General features: G+C 60.4%; 15 protein-coding genes. 13 read left to right on the top strand and 2 right to left on the bottom strand.

Annotated elements, in window-relative coordinates:
• The first annotated feature begins 96 nt into the window (after nucleotides 1-96).
• The 8 genes from LQ215_RS17675 (at nucleotide 97) to LQ215_RS17640 (ending at nucleotide 6,877) form a co-directional block, all read left to right on the top strand.
• Nucleotides 97-687, top strand: coding sequence for an amino acid synthesis family protein (locus tag LQ215_RS17675; protein WP_018927718.1), 591 nt, complete (start codon nucleotides 97-99; stop codon nucleotides 685-687).
• Between the two features lie 43 nt (nucleotides 688-730).
• Complete coding sequence (locus LQ215_RS17670; protein WP_230151733.1) at nucleotides 731-1,564, top strand: alpha/beta fold hydrolase; 834 nt, start codon at nucleotides 731-733, stop codon at nucleotides 1,562-1,564.
• Nucleotides 1,561-3,042, top strand: a complete 1,482-nt coding sequence (locus tag LQ215_RS17665) for an aldehyde dehydrogenase (RefSeq protein WP_230151731.1) — start codon at nucleotides 1,561-1,563, stop codon at nucleotides 3,040-3,042. Before LQ215_RS17670 ends, LQ215_RS17665 begins: the two co-directional genes overlap by 4 nt.
• A 12-nt stretch (nucleotides 3,043-3,054) precedes the next feature.
• Nucleotides 3,055-3,540: a flavin reductase family protein gene (locus LQ215_RS17660; protein ID WP_230151730.1), complete on the top strand. Its 486-nt coding sequence runs from the start codon at nucleotides 3,055-3,057 to the stop codon at nucleotides 3,538-3,540.
• A gap of 70 nt (nucleotides 3,541-3,610) precedes the next feature.
• On the top strand, nucleotides 3,611-5,086 hold the full coding sequence (locus LQ215_RS17655) for an NAD-dependent succinate-semialdehyde dehydrogenase (protein WP_230151728.1): 1,476 nt from the start codon (nucleotides 3,611-3,613) through the stop codon (nucleotides 5,084-5,086).
• The gene (locus LQ215_RS17650) at nucleotides 5,083-5,472 is read left to right on the top strand and encodes a carboxymuconolactone decarboxylase family protein (protein WP_008059553.1); all 390 of its coding nucleotides are present in this window, start codon (nucleotides 5,083-5,085) and stop codon (nucleotides 5,470-5,472) included. The genes LQ215_RS17655 and LQ215_RS17650 overlap by 4 nt, the downstream gene beginning before the upstream one ends.
• 86 nt (nucleotides 5,473-5,558) lie before the next feature.
• Entirely contained in the window at nucleotides 5,559-6,311 is a 753-nt protein-coding gene (locus LQ215_RS17645; RefSeq protein ID WP_095129270.1) for a GntR family transcriptional regulator, read from the top strand.
• 2 nt (nucleotides 6,312-6,313) lie between these two features.
• On the top strand, nucleotides 6,314-6,877 hold the full coding sequence (locus LQ215_RS17640; RefSeq protein WP_230151725.1) for an NUDIX hydrolase: 564 nt from the start codon (nucleotides 6,314-6,316) through the stop codon (nucleotides 6,875-6,877).
• Nucleotides 6,878-6,883: 6 nt separating this feature from the next.
• Here the strand turns inward: LQ215_RS17640 and LQ215_RS17635 are convergent, their stop codons facing one another.
• Nucleotides 6,884-7,177, bottom strand: a complete 294-nt coding sequence (locus tag LQ215_RS17635; protein ID WP_230151721.1) for a DUF1330 domain-containing protein — start codon at nucleotides 7,175-7,177, stop codon at nucleotides 6,884-6,886.
• 71 nt (nucleotides 7,178-7,248) lie between these two features.
• Between LQ215_RS17635 and ribBA the strand changes: the two genes are divergently transcribed.
• From ribBA to LQ215_RS17610, 5 genes are all read left to right on the top strand, one after another.
• Nucleotides 7,249-8,358, top strand: a complete 1,110-nt coding sequence (ribBA, locus tag LQ215_RS17630) for a bifunctional 3,4-dihydroxy-2-butanone-4-phosphate synthase/GTP cyclohydrolase II (protein ID WP_230151719.1) — start codon at nucleotides 7,249-7,251, stop codon at nucleotides 8,356-8,358.
• A 280-nt stretch (nucleotides 8,359-8,638) separates the two neighbouring features.
• On the top strand, nucleotides 8,639-9,664 hold the full coding sequence (locus tag LQ215_RS17625; RefSeq protein ID WP_123722589.1) for an ABC transporter substrate-binding protein: 1,026 nt from the start codon (nucleotides 8,639-8,641) through the stop codon (nucleotides 9,662-9,664).
• A complete protein-coding gene (locus LQ215_RS17620; protein ID WP_230151744.1) occupies nucleotides 9,661-10,605 on the top strand; it encodes an ABC transporter permease in 945 nt (314 codons plus the stop codon). The genes LQ215_RS17625 and LQ215_RS17620 overlap by 4 nt, the downstream gene beginning before the upstream one ends.
• Before the next feature lie 6 nt (nucleotides 10,606-10,611).
• Complete coding sequence (locus LQ215_RS17615; protein WP_230151717.1) at nucleotides 10,612-11,421, top strand: ABC transporter permease; 810 nt, start codon at nucleotides 10,612-10,614, stop codon at nucleotides 11,419-11,421.
• A gap of 17 nt (nucleotides 11,422-11,438) precedes the next feature.
• The gene (locus tag LQ215_RS17610) at nucleotides 11,439-12,587 is read left to right on the top strand and encodes an ABC transporter ATP-binding protein (protein ID WP_230151715.1); all 1,149 of its coding nucleotides are present in this window, start codon (nucleotides 11,439-11,441) and stop codon (nucleotides 12,585-12,587) included.
• Between the two features lie 396 nt (nucleotides 12,588-12,983).
• On the opposite strand, the gene LQ215_RS17605 is transcribed toward LQ215_RS17610, so the two are convergent.
• Nucleotides 12,984-14,390 (bottom strand): purine-cytosine permease family protein, encoded by a 1,407-nt coding sequence (locus LQ215_RS17605; RefSeq protein WP_230151713.1) that lies wholly within the window; start codon nucleotides 14,388-14,390, stop codon nucleotides 12,984-12,986.
• Nucleotides 14,391-14,552: the final 162 nt, after the last annotated feature.

Below are 14,552 nucleotides of genomic sequence, written 5' to 3'. Positions count from 1 at the left end.
GCCTTCCGACCAGAAACCCGTTTCAGGGACTTGTACTTTTGGTATTATGGTATACCATCAGACGCGCAGACACTCTTACCCTACACGGAGCAGCTCATGAGTTTCGAAATCCGCAAGATCGTCAGCTACGTCGAAGAAACCTTTATCGAAGGCGGCAAGGCTGCCGACAAGCCCGTGACCATGGTCGGGCTGGCCGTCGTGATGAAAAACCCTTGGCTGGGTCGCGGCTTTGTCGAAGACCTGAAGCCGGAAATTCGCGCCAACTGCTCCGACCTCGGTGCGCTGATGGTCGAGCGTCTGGTGGGCATCATCGGCGGCGCCGAGAAGATCGAGGCTTATGGCAAGGCCGCCGTAGTGGGCGCCGACGGTGAAATCGAACACGCCTCCGCCGTCATCCATACCCTGCGCTTCGGCAACCATTACCGCGAAGCGGTGAAAGCCAAGAGCTACCTCAGCTTCACCAACAAGCGCGGCGGCCCAGGCACCTCGATCCAGATCCCGATGATGCACAAGGACGACGAAGGCCTGCGTTCGCATTACATCACCCTGGAAATGCAGATCGAAGATGCACCGCGTGCCGACGAAATCGTGGTGGTTCTGGGTTGCGCCGATGGCGGCCGCCTGCACCCACGCATCGGCAACCGTTACATCGATCTCGAAGAGCTGGCCGCTGAAAACGCCCAGTAATCAAGGTCGGTAAGAACAACAAAAAGGCATGCAGGAGCGCTCCATGATTCGGCTCACCGCTGAACGCACCCCGGCTGGCACCAGTTACCTGGCGACCGGCCAAGGCCAGCCCGTGGTTTTGATCCACGGCGTGGGCCTGAACAAAGAAATGTGGGGCGGCCAGGTCGTTGGCTTGGCCACGAAGTACCGTGTGATTGCCTACGACATGCTCGGCCACGGCGCCAGCCCGCGCCCGGAAAGCGGCACACCTCTGCTGCGCTATGCCGACCAGTTGCTGGAACTGCTCGACCACCTGCAACTGCCTCAGGCAACAGTGATCGGCTTTTCCATGGGCGGGCTGGTGGCGCGGGCGTTTGCCTTGCATTACCCGCAACGCTTGCACGGCTTGGTGGTGCTCAACAGCGTCTTCAACCGCAGCCCCGAGCAACGCGCCGGCGTCATCGCCCGCACCGCTCAGGCGGCCGAACATGGCCCTGACGCCAACGCCGAAGCGGCGCTGTCGCGCTGGTTCAGCCGCGAATACCAGGCGGCCAACCCGGCACAGATCGCCGCGCTACGCCAGACCTTGGCGGGTAACGATCCGCAGGGTTACCTGACCACTTATGAGCTGTTCGCGACTCAGGACATGTACCGCGCTGACGACTTGGGCAGCATTCAGGTGCCAACACTGATCGCCACCGGAGAACTGGACCCGGGCTCAACGCCGGAAATGGCCGAGCAATTGGCCGCACGCATTCCCGGCGCAACAGTTGCCGTGCTCGCCGAGCAGCGGCATATGATGCCCGTAGAATCGCCGCGTCTGGTCAACCAGTTGTTGCTGGGGTTTCTCGACACGGCAAACGCCCGACAAAACCAAATAAAGGGGATCGTTGCATGACACTCGCACGCTTCCAGATGTGCATCGGCGGTGAATGGGTCGATGCCCTCTCCGGCAAGACTTTTGAAAGCCTGAACCCGGCCCTGGCTCAAGCCTGGGCTGAATTACCCGATGCCGACGAAGCCGATGTCGAGCGCGCCGTGCAGTCTGCGCAGACGGCTTTCGACAGCCCGGCCTGGCGCGGCCTGACCGCCACCGCTCGGGGCAAACTGCTGCGGCGGCTGGGCGACCTGATCGCTGAAAACAAGGAACAACTGGCGCAGCTGGAAAGCCGTGACAACGGCAAGCTGATTCGCGAAACCCGCGGTCAGGTCGGCTACCTGCCGGAGTTCTTCCACTACACCGCGGGCCTGGCCGACAAGCTCGAAGGCGGCACCCTGCCCCTCGACAAGCCGGACCTGTTTGCCTACACGGTGCATGAAGCCATGGGCGTGGTCGCGGCGATAATTCCCTGGAACAGCCCGCTGTACCTGACGGCGATCAAACTGGCGCCGGCCCTCGCGGCAGGCAACACCATTGTGATCAAACCGTCCGAGCACGCCTCGGCAACCATTCTTGAGCTGGCTCGCCTGGCGCTGGAAGCCGGCATCCCGCCGGGTGTGGTCAACGTGGTCACCGGTTACGGCCCAAGCACCGGCGCCGCCCTCACCCGCCATCCGCTGGTGCGCAAAATCGCCTTCACCGGCGGCGCTGCCACGGCCCGGCATGTGGTGCGCAGCAGCGCCGAGAACTTCGCCAAGCTGTCGCTGGAACTGGGCGGCAAATCACCGAACATTATCTTTGCCGACGCTGACCTCGACAGCGCTATCAATGGTGCGATTGCCGGGATCTATGCGGCATCAGGCCAGAGCTGCGTTTCCGGCTCGCGGTTGTTGGTGCAGGACGAAATCTACGATGAGTTCGTCGATCGTCTGGTCGAACGCGCCAAGCGCATCCGTATCGGCAACCCGCAGGACGACAGTAGCGAAATGGGCCCGATGGCCACAGCGCAACAACTGGCCGTGGTCGAAGGCTTGGTAGCCGATGCGGTGGCCGAGGGTGCGCGTCTGCGCCTGGGCGGCAAGCGTCCAGAGAATCTGGGGGATGGCTGGTTCTATGAGCCAACCCTGTTCGAATGCGACCGCAACTCGATGAAGATCATGCAGGAAGAGGTGTTCGGTCCGGTGGCCTCGGTCATCCGTTTCAAAGATGAAGCCGAAGCGCTGGCGATTGCCAACGACTCGCAGTTCGGCCTCGCCGCCGGCATCTGGACACGCGACCTGGGGCGAGCCCATCGCCTGGCCCGGGACGTTCGCTCGGGGATTATCTGGGTCAACACCTACCGTGCTGTCTCGGCCATAGCGCCGATCGGCGGCTTCAAGAACAGCGGCTATGGACGCGAGAGCGGCATCGATTCGGTGCTGGCCTACACCGAGCTGAAAACGGTGTGGATCAACCTCTCTCAGGCACCCATGCCTGATCCCTTCGTGATGCGCTAGGAGACCGCCGACATGATCGAACCCGGCATTTACAAAGACGTCATGAGCTCGTTCCCATCCGGGGTCACGGTGGTCACCACCCTGGACCCGGACGGTGGCATCGTCGGCATCACCGCCAGCGCCTTCAGTGCGCTGTCGATTGATCCGGCACTGGTGCTGTTCTGCCCCAACTATGCCTCGGACACGTATCCGATTCTGCGTGACAGCAAGCAATTCGCGATTCATCTGCTGTCCGCCGACCAGACTGCCGAAGCCTATGCGTTTGCAGGGAAAGGCAAGGAAAAGGCCAAAGGCATCGACTGGCACCTCAGTGAGTTGGGCAACCCGTTGCTGCGCAAAGCCACGGCGATCATCGAGTGCGAACTGTGGCGTGAATACGACGGCGGCGATCACGCGATCATCGTCGGTGCGGTGAAGAATCTGATTCTGCCCGAGCAATCGGTCACACCAATGATCTATCACAAAGGCAAGCTGGGCCCGCTGCCCACCCTGGCCTGACATCTACATTTGGGCTGCGTCTAACCACCCCCCGGTGCGGCCCTTTTTTACTTCTACTATGGGAGCCGGCATGAGCCCAGCAGCCTTGCAACTGTTCCGCCAGCAGGCCTACATCGACGGCCAGTGGCTGGATGCGCCCGATGGCGTCTGCCAGGACATTTTCAACCCGGCCACCGGCGAACTGATCGGCCAGGTGCCGAATCTTGGCGCCGCAGAAGCTCGTCAGGTCATCGCCGCCGCCAACAAAGCCTGGCCGGCCTGGCGCGCACTGACCGCCAAAGAGCGCAGCCAGACGCTCAAACGCTGGCACGCGCTGATGTTAGAGCACGCCGACGCCCTGGCAGAAATCCTCACTCTGGAACAAGGCAAGCCACTGGCCGAGGCCAAGGGTGAAATCCTTTACGCCGCGAGTTTCATCGAGTGGTTCGCCGAAGAAGCCAAGCGCATCTACGGAGACACCATTCCCAGCCACAAAGGCGATGCGCGCATCGTGGTCAGTAAGGAACCGATCGGCGTGGTCGCAGCCATCACCCCATGGAACTTTCCGGCGGCGATGATCACCCGCAAGGCCGGCCCGGCGCTCGCGGCCGGTTGCCCATGCATCGTCAAACCGGCACCGGAGACGCCGTTCTCCGCGCTGGCCATGGCCGCGCTGGCGGAACAGGCAGGGATTCCACCGGGAATTTTCAACGTGATCACCGGCGACGCCGTGGCCATCGGCGGTGAGCTGACCGCCAGCCTTCTGGTGCGCAAACTGTCGTTCACCGGCTCCACCGCCATTGGAAAGTTGCTCATGGCGCAATGCGCGCCAACGTTGAAAAAAGTCTCGCTGGAGCTCGGGGGCAATGCGCCCTTCATCGTGTTCGACGATGCTGATCTGGAGCGTGCCGTAGAAGGTGCGCTGATCGCCAAGTTCCGCAATGCCGGGCAAACCTGTGTCTGTGCCAATCGCTTCCTGGTACAGAGCGGCATCCATGAAGCCTTTGTTGCGCGGCTGGCCGAGCGAGTGGCTCAACTGAATGTTGGCAGTGGTTTCGAGGCAGGCGTCACCCAAGGCCCGCTGATCAACGAACGCGCCGTGGCCAAAGTCGAAGACCATGTTCAGGACGCCCTCGCCCAAGGCGCCCGATTGCTTTGCGGCGGCGAACGCCATGCACTTGGACACGGATTCTTCCAGCCAACCGTGCTGGCCGACATGACCGGTGACATGAAAGTCGCTCAAGAAGAAACCTTCGGCCCGTTGGCCGCAGTGTTCCGCTTCGACACCGAAGCCGAGGCTGTGCACTTGGCCAACGACACCGAATTCGGCCTCGCAGCTTACTGCTACACCCGCGACCTGGGCCGGGCCTGGCGCATGAGCGAAGCGCTGGAATACGGCATGGTCGGGATCAACGAAGGGCTGATTTCCACCGAAGTCGCGCCCTTTGGCGGGATCAAATCCTCGGGACTTGGCCGCGAAGGGTCCAAGTACGGCATCGAAGATTACCTGGAACTCAAATACACCTTGATGGGCGGGCTCGACGATTTTGGGAGCACACAGCGATGAGCAATGAAAAATATGAAAAAGGCCTGAAAATCCGCACCCAGGTGTTGGGCGAAGCCTACGTAAACCGGTCCATCGAAAACGCCGACGACTTCACCCGGCCATTGCAGGAGATGGTCACCGAGTACTGCTGGGGCCACGTCTGGGGCCGTGAGGGTTTGTCGCTTAAAGAGCGCAGCATGATAAACTTGGCGATGATTTCGGCCCTCAATCGGCCGCACGAACTCAAGCTACATGTACGCGGCGCCTTGCGTAACGGGCTGAGTCGTGAACAAATACGCGAAATTCTGCTTCAGGTCGGTATTTATTGCGGTGTCCCCGCGGCCGTAGACAGTTTCCGGCTCGCCCGTGAAGCCTTCGCCGAAGCCGATGCCGAGGCCTCCAGTTAACCCTTGGCTGTTTTGATGACCTGAGCACGATGATCCTGGATCTAAGTGCTCTTTTTGCATGGACAGCCACACTCAGAGCGGACCCCATGAAACGCCTGCCACTCGACGACAGCTTCAAGGTCAATCGCAACCCCGTAACCCTGCGCGAAATCGTGCTGGATAAGCTGCGAAGCGCCATCATGAACTTCCAGCTCTTGCCGGGAGATCGTCTGGTCGAACGCGATCTGTGCGATCGCCTGGGCGTCAGCCGCACATCCGTACGCGAAGCCTTGCGCCATCTGGAATCCGAAGGCCTGGTGGAATTCGCCGACGCCAAGGGCCCACGGGTCGCGATCATCACCCTGGCCGATGCCGTGGATATCTATGAGCTGCGTTGTGTGCTCGAAGGCCTGATCGTCCAGCTGTTCACCCTGCGTGCCAAGGCCAAGGACATCAAGGCCCTGGAAAAAGCCCTCGAGGAAAACCGCAAGGCCCTCAAGGAGGGCGAACTGCAACAGGTGATCGATTCGGTTCAAGGTTTCTACGACGTCCTGCTCGAAGGCTCCGGCAACCATGTCGCGGCCACTCAACTGCGTCAGTTGCAGGCACGGATCAGTTACTTGCGGGCGACTTCGGTGTCCCAGGAGAATCGCCGTGGCGTGAGCAACCAGGAAATGGAACGCATGGTCGAAGCGATCAAGAGCGGCGATCCTCTGGCCGCCCACCAGGCTTGTGTCGACCACGTGCGCGCTGCCGCAACCGTCGCACTCGATTACCTCAAGCGCAAACAGGAAGAGACCGGAAAAATCCCCGAGATCACCCTGCCCATCGCGCTCAAAGAACCTCGCATAGGTCGCTAACCATGTTCAGCCCGAGCTTTTGCCCAAAGTGCGGCGGCGGTGACCTCGGTCATCAGCTGCCACCGGGCGATACGCACGAGCGCCTGATGTGCCGTGGCTGCGGCTACATCCATTACGTCAATCCAAAAATCATTGCCGGCTGCATCATCGAGCAGGACGGTCAGTACCTGTTGTGCCAACGCGCGATTCCGCCGCGTCCGGGCACCTGGACGCTGCCGGCGGGCTTCATGGAAGGCGGTGAGACCACCGAGCAGGCAGCGCTGCGCGAAGTCTGGGAAGAGAGCGGCGTGCGCGCGGAAATTCTCTCGCCCTACTCGATCTTCAGCGTGCCGAAGATCAGCGAGGTGTACATCATCTTCCGCGCCATCGCGCTGGAGATCACCGGCCAGTACGGCCCGGAAACCCTGGACTACAAATTCTTCGCACCCGAGGACATTCCTTGGGACAGCATCTATTACCCGGCAATCCGGCAGATCCTCGAACGCTATATCGAGGAACGCCAGGCCGGGGTCTATGGCATCTACATCGGCAACGACGATACCGGCAAGATCCACTTCATCCGCTGACATCTCCTAGGGTGCCACACCCTCGACAATGATCACCTCGGCCCGGGCCACGCCCTCGCGGTGCCGTTTCGCCTCCTGATATTGCTCGCTGTGATAGCAGGCCAACGCCTGCTCGTAAGAATCGAATTCGATGACCACGCTGCGTTGCGGTGTCGGCCGACCTTCCATCGCTTCGCTGCGCCCGCCCCGGGCCAGCATCCGCCCGCCATATAAAGCGAACGCCGCCGGGGCGCGTTGGGTGTATTGGCTGTATTGATCGGGGTCGGTGACATCCACGTGAGCAATCCAGTACGCCTTCATAGTGACCTCTTGGTTTGTTATGTATTATGGTATACCAATAAATATACTCACCATACACTGAGAGTTCCAGCATGGCCTTCAACAGCATCGAAGAAATCATCGAAGATTACCGGCATGGCAAGATGGTGCTGCTGGTCGATGACGAGGACCGGGAAAACGAAGGCGACCTGCTGATCGCCGCCGACCGCTGCACCGCCGAGGCCATCAGCTTCATGGCTCGTGAAGCGCGCGGATTGATTTGCCTGACCCTGACCGACGAGCACTGCCAGCGCCTGGGTCTGGAGCAGATGGTCCCGAGCAACGGTAGCGTGTTCAGTACCGCGTTCACGGTATCCATCGAGGCCGCTGTGGGCGTAACCACCGGTATTTCCGCCGCCGATCGGGCGTGTACCGTTGCCGCCGCCGTAGCCGCCAATGCCGGTCCTACGGACGTTGTGCAGCCCGGGCATATCTTCCCGCTACGCGCCAAGGAAGGCGGTGTGCTGACCCGCGCCGGCCACACCGAAGCCGGTTGCGACCTCGCCCGCCTGGCCGGCTTCACCCCAGCCTCGGTAATTGTCGAAGTGATGAACGACGACGGCACCATGGCCCGCCGCCCTGACCTGGAAGTCTTCGCACGCAAACATGGAATCAAGATCGGCACCATCGCCGACCTGATCCATTATCGGCTCAGCACCGAGCACACCGTGGTGCGCATCGGCGAACGCGAATTGCCGACGGTGCATGGCACGTTCCGGCTGATCACCTTTGAAGACCGCATCGAAGGTGGCGTGCACATGGCGATGGTCATGGGTGACATTCGTCGGAAAGAACCCACTCTGGTGCGGGTGCACGTGATCGATCCGCTGCGCGATCTGGTCGGCGCAGAATACAGCGGCCCGTCCAACTGGACGTTGTGGGCCGCCCTGCAACGGGTGGCCGAAGAAGGTTGCGGCGTGGTGGTCGTGCTGGCCAATCATGAGTCGTCGCAAGCGCTGCTGGAACGCGTGCCTCAACTCACTCAGCCACCACGGCAGTTCAGCCGTTCGCAATCGCGCATCTATTCTGAAGTAGGGACCGGTGCGCAGATTCTTCAGGATTTGGGCGTGGGCAAGTTGCGCCACCTCGGCCCTCCGCTGAAATACGCAGGCTTGACCGGCTACGACCTGGAAGTGGTCGAGAGCATCCCGTTCACCGAGTGAGTTCGGGGATGGCCCCTTTACCCGCGCAGGCCACTATTGGGTGACCTGGCGGCAAAAAACCGCTTTTGGCTGATAGCCGGTAAGGCAAAGTGCTTGCACAAAGTTTGGAATACCATAATATGATATTCCATAGGCCGGACATTCCAACTAAGGGCTCCCGACAGGAAAGCACCAATAACAGCCCTTGGCACGGTCGCCTTTACAGGCCAGATGGACCTACTGCTCCCGATAGGCGGGCATCAACAGCCCGCTCACAAACACAACAAATGAGGGCGTAAAAATGGTGTTGAACAAAGGTGTAACCGCAATGCTTTTTGCGGGTTTGTTGAGCATGACCAGCCAGGCGCTGATGGCGGCTGAAAGCGTCAACTTCGTCAGCTGGGGCGGCAGCACCCAGGATGCACAGAAGCAGGCCTGGGCCGATCCGTTCAGCAAGGCCAGCGGCATCACCGTGGTCCAGGATGGTCCTACCGACTATGGCAAACTCAAAGCCATGGTCGAAAGCGGCAACGTGCAATGGGACGTGGTCGACGTCGAGGCGGACTTCGCCTTGCGCGCGGCGGCTGAAGGCTTGCTCGAACCCCTCGATTTCTCGGTGATCCAGCGCGACAAAATCGACCCGCGCTTCGTCTCTGACCATGGCGTCGGCTCGTTCTACTTCTCCTTCGTCCTCGGTTACAACGAAGGCAAGCTCGGTGCCGGCAAACCTCAAGATTGGTCCGCGCTGTTCGACACCAAGACCTACCCTGGCAAACGCGCCCTCTACAAATGGCCAAGCCCCGGCGTGCTCGAACTGGCTCTGCTGGCCGACGGTGTACCCGCCGACAAGCTCTACCCGCTGGACCTGGATCGCGCCTTCAAGAAACTCGACACCATCAAGAAAGACATCGTCTGGTGGGGCGGCGGCGCGCAGTCGCAACAGTTGCTGGCCTCGGGCGAAGCGAGCCTCGGGCAGTTCTGGAACGGCCGCATCTACGCCCTGCAACAGGATGGCGCACCGGTGGGCGTGAGTTGGAAACAGAACCTGGTCATGGCCGACATTCTGGTCATCCCTAAAGGCTCGAAAAACAAGGCCGCCGCCATGAAGTTTTTGGCCAACGCCAGCAGCGCCAAAGGACAAGCTGACTTCTCCAACCTGACCGCCTATGCGCCGGTCAACGTCGACAGCGTGGCGCGCCTGGATTCGGTGCTCGCCCCTAACCTGCCGACTGCCTACGCCAAGGATCAGATCACTCTTGATTTCGCGTACTGGGCCAAGAACGGTCCGGCCATCGCGACACGGTGGAACGAATGGCTGGTCAAATGAAAATGACGGCAACAGCGTCCCGTCAACCTACGCAGACCGGGAGCGCCGCTGGCGCTGCCGGGGCGGTTTCCGGCAAGGCTGCTGTGATGAACCAATCCCCTTCCCTGGCACAGCGCTGGCGCGGTTCAAGCAACCTGATCCCCGCCCTGCTGTTTCTCGGCCTGTTCTTTCTGGCGCCGCTGATTGGTCTGCTGCTGCGGGGCATACTGGAACCAGTGCCGGGCCTGGGTAACTACGAACAACTGTTCGCCAACTCGGCTTACGCCCGGGTCTTGCTCAATACCTTCTCGGTGGCCGGGCTGGTGACCCTGTTCAGCCTGCTGCTGGGCTTTCCTCTAGCGTGGGCGATCACGCTGGTGCCTCGTGGCTGGGGCCGCTGGGTCCTCAACATTGTGCTGCTGTCGATGTGGACCAGCCTGTTGGCGCGGACCTATTCCTGGCTGGTGCTGTTGCAGGCGTCCGGTGTCATCAACAAAGCGCTGATGGCAATGGGCATCATCGATCAGCCACTGGAAATGGTGCACAACCTGACCGGCGTGGTGATCGGCATGAGTTACATCATGATCCCGTTCATCGTGCTGCCGTTGCAAGCAACCATGCAGGCCATCGACCCGATGATTCTGCAGGCCGGTTCGATTTGCGGCGCCAGCCCCTGGACCAACTTCTTCCGGGTGTTCCTGCCGCTGTGCCGGCCGGGGCTGTTCTCCGGCGGCCTGATGGTGTTTGTGATGTCCCTCGGTTACTACGTGACCCCGGCACTGCTGGGCGGCGCGCAGAACATGATGCTGCCGGAGTTCATCATTCAGCAGGTGCAGTCGTTCCTCAATTGGGGACTGGCCAGCGCCGGTGCAGCCTTGCTGATCGTGATCACGCTGGTGTTGTTCTACTTCTACCTGAAGCTCCAGCCGGAATCCCCGGTTGGCGCCAGCAACTCGAGGTAAGCCGTCATGCTCCTGACCCCAAATGCCATGAGCCGGCGCATGCGTTTCGGCCTGTATTTCACGACCGGTTTGATCTCGCTGTTCCTGCTGTTGCCGATCGTGTTCATCGTGCTGCTGTCCTTCGGCTCCTCCCAGTGGCTGGTGTTTCCGCCGCCGGGCTGGACGCTGAAATGGTACGGCCAGTTTTTCTCTAATCCCGATTGGATGAACGCAGCCATGGCCAGCCTCAAGGTCGCCGTGCTGACCACGATCTGCGCTGTAGCCCTGGGTTTGCCGACCGCTTTTGCCCTGGTACGCGGGCGCTTTCCAGCACGGGAAATGCTCTACGGCCTATTCACCCTGCCGATGATCGTACCGCTGGTGATCATCGCCGTGGCGGTGTACGCGCTGTTTCTCAAACTCGGCTACACCGGAACGATGTTCGCTTTCGTGGTCAGCCACGTCATCGTGGCGCTGCCGTTCACCATCATCTCGATCATCAACTCGCTGAAGCTGTTCGATCAGTCCATCGAGGATGCTGCAGTCATCTGCGGCGCCTCGCGACTGCAGGCAGTGTTCAAGGTGACTTTTCCGGCAATCCGCCCGGGTATGGTCGCCGGTGCGCTGTTCGCGTTCCTGGTGTCGTGGGATGAAGTGGTGCTGAGCGTGATGATGGCCAGCCCTACCCTGCAAACCCTTCCCGTGAAAATGTGGACCACCCTGCGCCAGGACCTGACACCCGTGATCGCCGTCGCTTCGACGCTGCTGATCAGCCTCTCGGTATTGGTCATGGTCATCGCCGCCGCCGTTCGCCGGCGCAATCAAATCAGCGCCTGAGCGCACAGGAGTACGACATGAGTGCCGTCATCAAAGCCCAGCAGAACGACAAACCGCTCGTCAGCCTGCGCAACCTGAACAAGTACTACGGCGACTTTGCCGCCGTGGACGACATCTCGCTGGACATCAAGGACGGTGAATTCCTGACTTTTCTTGGCTCCAGTGGCTCCGGCAAAAGCACCACCCTGTCGATGCTTGCCGGCTTCGAAACCCCGAGCAGCGGCGAGATCCAGGTCAATGGCCAGTCGTTGGTTAACGTACCGCCGCACAAGCGTGACATTGGCATGGTGTTCCAGCGTTATTCGCTGTTTCCGCACCTGTCGGTGCGCGACAACATCGCGTTTCCACTGGCCATCCGCAAGCTGGCCGCCAGCGAGCGTGAGCGCCGGGTGGACGCCATGCTCAAACTGGTGCAGCTGGAACAATTCGCCCATCGCCGCCCTTCACAACTTTCCGGTGGTCAGCAGCAACGGGTGGCGATCGCTCGGGCGCTGGTTTATGAACCACGCATTCTGCTGATGGACGAGCCTCTCGGCGCCCTGGACAAGAAGCTGCGTGAAGACTTGCAGGATGAACTGCGTCAGCTGCATCGGCGTCTGGGTATCACCATCATTTACGTGACCCACGACCAGGAAGAAGCCATGCGCCTGTCTCAGCGCATCGCTATTTTCAGTCACGGCAAAATCGTTGGATTGGGCAGCGGTTTTGACCTGTATCAGAATCCGCCGAATGCTTTCGTTGCTTCGTTTCTTGGCAACTCCAACTTCCTCAAGCTCAAGGCCCAGGGTAATGCGGTGGCTTCGTTTGAAGGTCAGCCTCTGTCAATTCGCCTGACCGCAGGGTTGCAGACCGATCAGGATGTTTTGCTGATGGTGCGACCGGAGAAAGCGTTGGCCTTGAGTGTCGAGCAGGCCGCCCTGGAACCGTTGTCGGCGGGCTGGAATGAAGTTTCGGCCAAGGTCGTGGAAGTGCTGTTTCTTGGTGAAAGCCAGACTTGCAGTGTGGTGACCTCGGGCGGCACGTCGATGACCGTCAAGGCCCTCTCTGCCGCCGGCATGCCGCTCAAGGCTGGCGATCCGGTGCGAGTGCGCTGGGCGACTGCGGATGCATGCGTTTATACCGAATGGGCTGAGAGCGATCTGAATAAGGCTGCTGGCGCTCATTGATCCTCAAGCGACCCATGCCAGTGGGCCGCACGTTATCTGTCACCCTCGGGTCGCTGCAACGTCGGGTTGCGGCGGCCTTTTTTGATCTCACCATCCCCTCTGCCTGACTCATCGTTTTCACGAGCAAAGGCCCCGGGATCGCCACGAACACAGCATCCGTGCCCCGCCCCGATAAAATGTGGGGGCCTGCTGGCGAGTACCACCACCCAGCCAACACCGTCGTCGCCCCTGACCAACCGCTTTCTCCAGCAAGCTCACACAGTGAATCTTGAGTGGGCACAGCATCCGAGCTTGGTACCGATCAAATGTGCGCCTTCAGCTCCCCCTCTGTTCGCCATCCAAACGGAAATGCCCGGCACAGGCCGGGCATTTCAGACGAACAGAAGACGGGTTTGATTAATCGGCATAACCGAGTCTGGAAGCCTTGCGCTCTTGCGCTTGACTGCGGGTAGCCAGGCAATAATACAACGGGCAAGTCACCACCAACCCCACCAGCCAAGACAGATCAGCCCCTTCCACCAAATTGGCATACGGCCCGACATACAACGACGTATTGGCAAACGGCAGCTGCACAATAATCCCGATGAAATACGCAACGATCGCATGCAGATTGAAACACCCGTAAATCCCGCCATCCGCACGGAAAATCGAGGCAATGTCATAGCTGCCACGCTTGATCAGATAGAAATCAATCAGGTTGATCGACACCCAAGGCACCAGCACCAGTAACAGCGCCAAAATCAGGCCAATGAACTGCGAGATGAAGTCTGCAGAAGCGCCCAATGCGACGAAGCAGCACCCCGCCAGCACCCCACTCGACAACACCACGCGCACCTTGAAGCTCGGCGTCCATTGGCTGGCGAAGGTCTGGATCGAGGTGATGATCGACAGCACCGCGCCATACAGATTCAAGGCGTTGTGGCTGATGATGTTGAGCAAAAACAGCACCATCAGAATCGGCCCCAGCCAGCCAGTGGATTGCTTCACCGATGCCATCGCCTCGGTGCCTTCCGGAGTCGCCAGCACCGCCACCGCGCCGAAGGAGAACGAGAGAATGGTGCCCAGGGTCGCGCCCAGATACGTGGCGAAAAACGGACGGGCAATCCCGATATCCGCCGGCAGGTAACGCGAGTAATCCGACACATAAGGCGAGAAGCTGATCTGCCAGATGATCCCCAGCGACACCGTAGCCAGCCAGCCCGACAGGTTGAAACCACCGCGCGTGAAGAAGTCTGCCGGCAGGTCGTGGACGAAGATGTAAAGGAAACCGGCGAGCAAGGCACTGCCCATGACCCAGGTGCCAATGCGATTGAGAGTGTGAATGAAGCGGTAGCCGATCACCCCGATCGCGGTGGCGCTCAGGGCGCCGATGAGGATGCTCGCCGGCACCGGAACCGAAGGCACAATTCCGACGATCGACTTTCCGGCCAGGACGATGTTGGAGATGAAAAAGCCGATGTAGATGATCGCCGCAAAGAACACGATCAGCAGCGCACCGTAACGGCCGAACTGGCCGCGGCTCTGCACCATCTGCGGAATCCCCATGCGCGGGCCCTGGGCCGACGCGAGGGCAATCACCAGACCGCCAACCATGTGCCCGAGCGCAATCGCCAGCAGCCCCCAAAACAGGTCGAGGTGGAACACTTGGACCACCATGGCGCCGGTCACGATGGGCAACGGCGCGATGTTGGTACTGAACCATAAAGTGAAAAGGTCGCGGGCCTTCCCGTGGCGTTCCGCGAGTGGGACGTAATCGACCGTATGATTCTCGATCAGGGGGTCTTGCCGGGACATCTGGGACATGTGCAGTGAACTCTAGTTTGTCTGATCTTATAGTTGTATGAAGCCAAACCGGGGGAGCTCTTTGGCAACCCTCAGGTGCCTACCATGTTATGGTATTCCATCTTACAAACAAGACTGATCTGGCCTTTTAGCGTCCATCTGACCCGTAGTCCTGGTGCCTCA

This window comes from Pseudomonas brassicacearum, from assembly GCF_918698105.1.
Lineage (GTDB): Bacteria > Pseudomonadota > Gammaproteobacteria > Pseudomonadales > Pseudomonadaceae > Aquipseudomonas > Aquipseudomonas brassicacearum_F.
Note: the sequence above shows the minus strand (reverse complement) of the source record. Positions and strands in the feature narration are given on the sequence as shown.

Bases quoted from the DNA above. Each gene is read 5' to 3' on its own strand.
- LQ215_RS17615 (WP_230151717.1), top strand. From the start codon at position 10,612: ATGCTCCTGACCCCAAATGCCATGAGCCGGCGCATGCGTTTCGGCCTG.
- LQ215_RS17620 (WP_230151744.1), top strand. From the start codon at position 9,661: ATGAAAATGACGGCAACAGCGTCCCGTCAACCTACGCAGACCGGGAGC.
- LQ215_RS17650 (WP_008059553.1), top strand. From the start codon at position 5,083: ATGAGCAATGAAAAATATGAAAAAGGCCTGAAAATCCGCACCCAGGTG.
- ribBA (WP_230151719.1), top strand. From the start codon at position 7,249: ATGGCCTTCAACAGCATCGAAGAAATCATCGAAGATTACCGGCATGGC.
- LQ215_RS17635 (WP_230151721.1), bottom strand. From the start codon at position 7,177: ATGAAGGCGTACTGGATTGCTCACGTGGATGTCACCGACCCCGATCAA.
- LQ215_RS17670 (WP_230151733.1), top strand. From the start codon at position 731: ATGATTCGGCTCACCGCTGAACGCACCCCGGCTGGCACCAGTTACCTG.
- LQ215_RS17665 (WP_230151731.1), top strand. From the start codon at position 1,561: ATGACACTCGCACGCTTCCAGATGTGCATCGGCGGTGAATGGGTCGAT.
- LQ215_RS17610 (WP_230151715.1), top strand. From the start codon at position 11,439: ATGAGTGCCGTCATCAAAGCCCAGCAGAACGACAAACCGCTCGTCAGC.
- LQ215_RS17625 (WP_123722589.1), top strand. From the start codon at position 8,639: ATGGTGTTGAACAAAGGTGTAACCGCAATGCTTTTTGCGGGTTTGTTG.
- LQ215_RS17675 (WP_018927718.1), top strand. From the start codon at position 97: ATGAGTTTCGAAATCCGCAAGATCGTCAGCTACGTCGAAGAAACCTTT.
- LQ215_RS17640 (WP_230151725.1), top strand. From the start codon at position 6,314: ATGTTCAGCCCGAGCTTTTGCCCAAAGTGCGGCGGCGGTGACCTCGGT.
- LQ215_RS17655 (WP_230151728.1), top strand. From the start codon at position 3,611: ATGAGCCCAGCAGCCTTGCAACTGTTCCGCCAGCAGGCCTACATCGAC.
- LQ215_RS17605 (WP_230151713.1), bottom strand. From the start codon at position 14,390: ATGTCCCAGATGTCCCGGCAAGACCCCCTGATCGAGAATCATACGGTC.
- LQ215_RS17645 (WP_095129270.1), top strand. From the start codon at position 5,559: ATGAAACGCCTGCCACTCGACGACAGCTTCAAGGTCAATCGCAACCCC.
- LQ215_RS17660 (WP_230151730.1), top strand. From the start codon at position 3,055: ATGATCGAACCCGGCATTTACAAAGACGTCATGAGCTCGTTCCCATCC.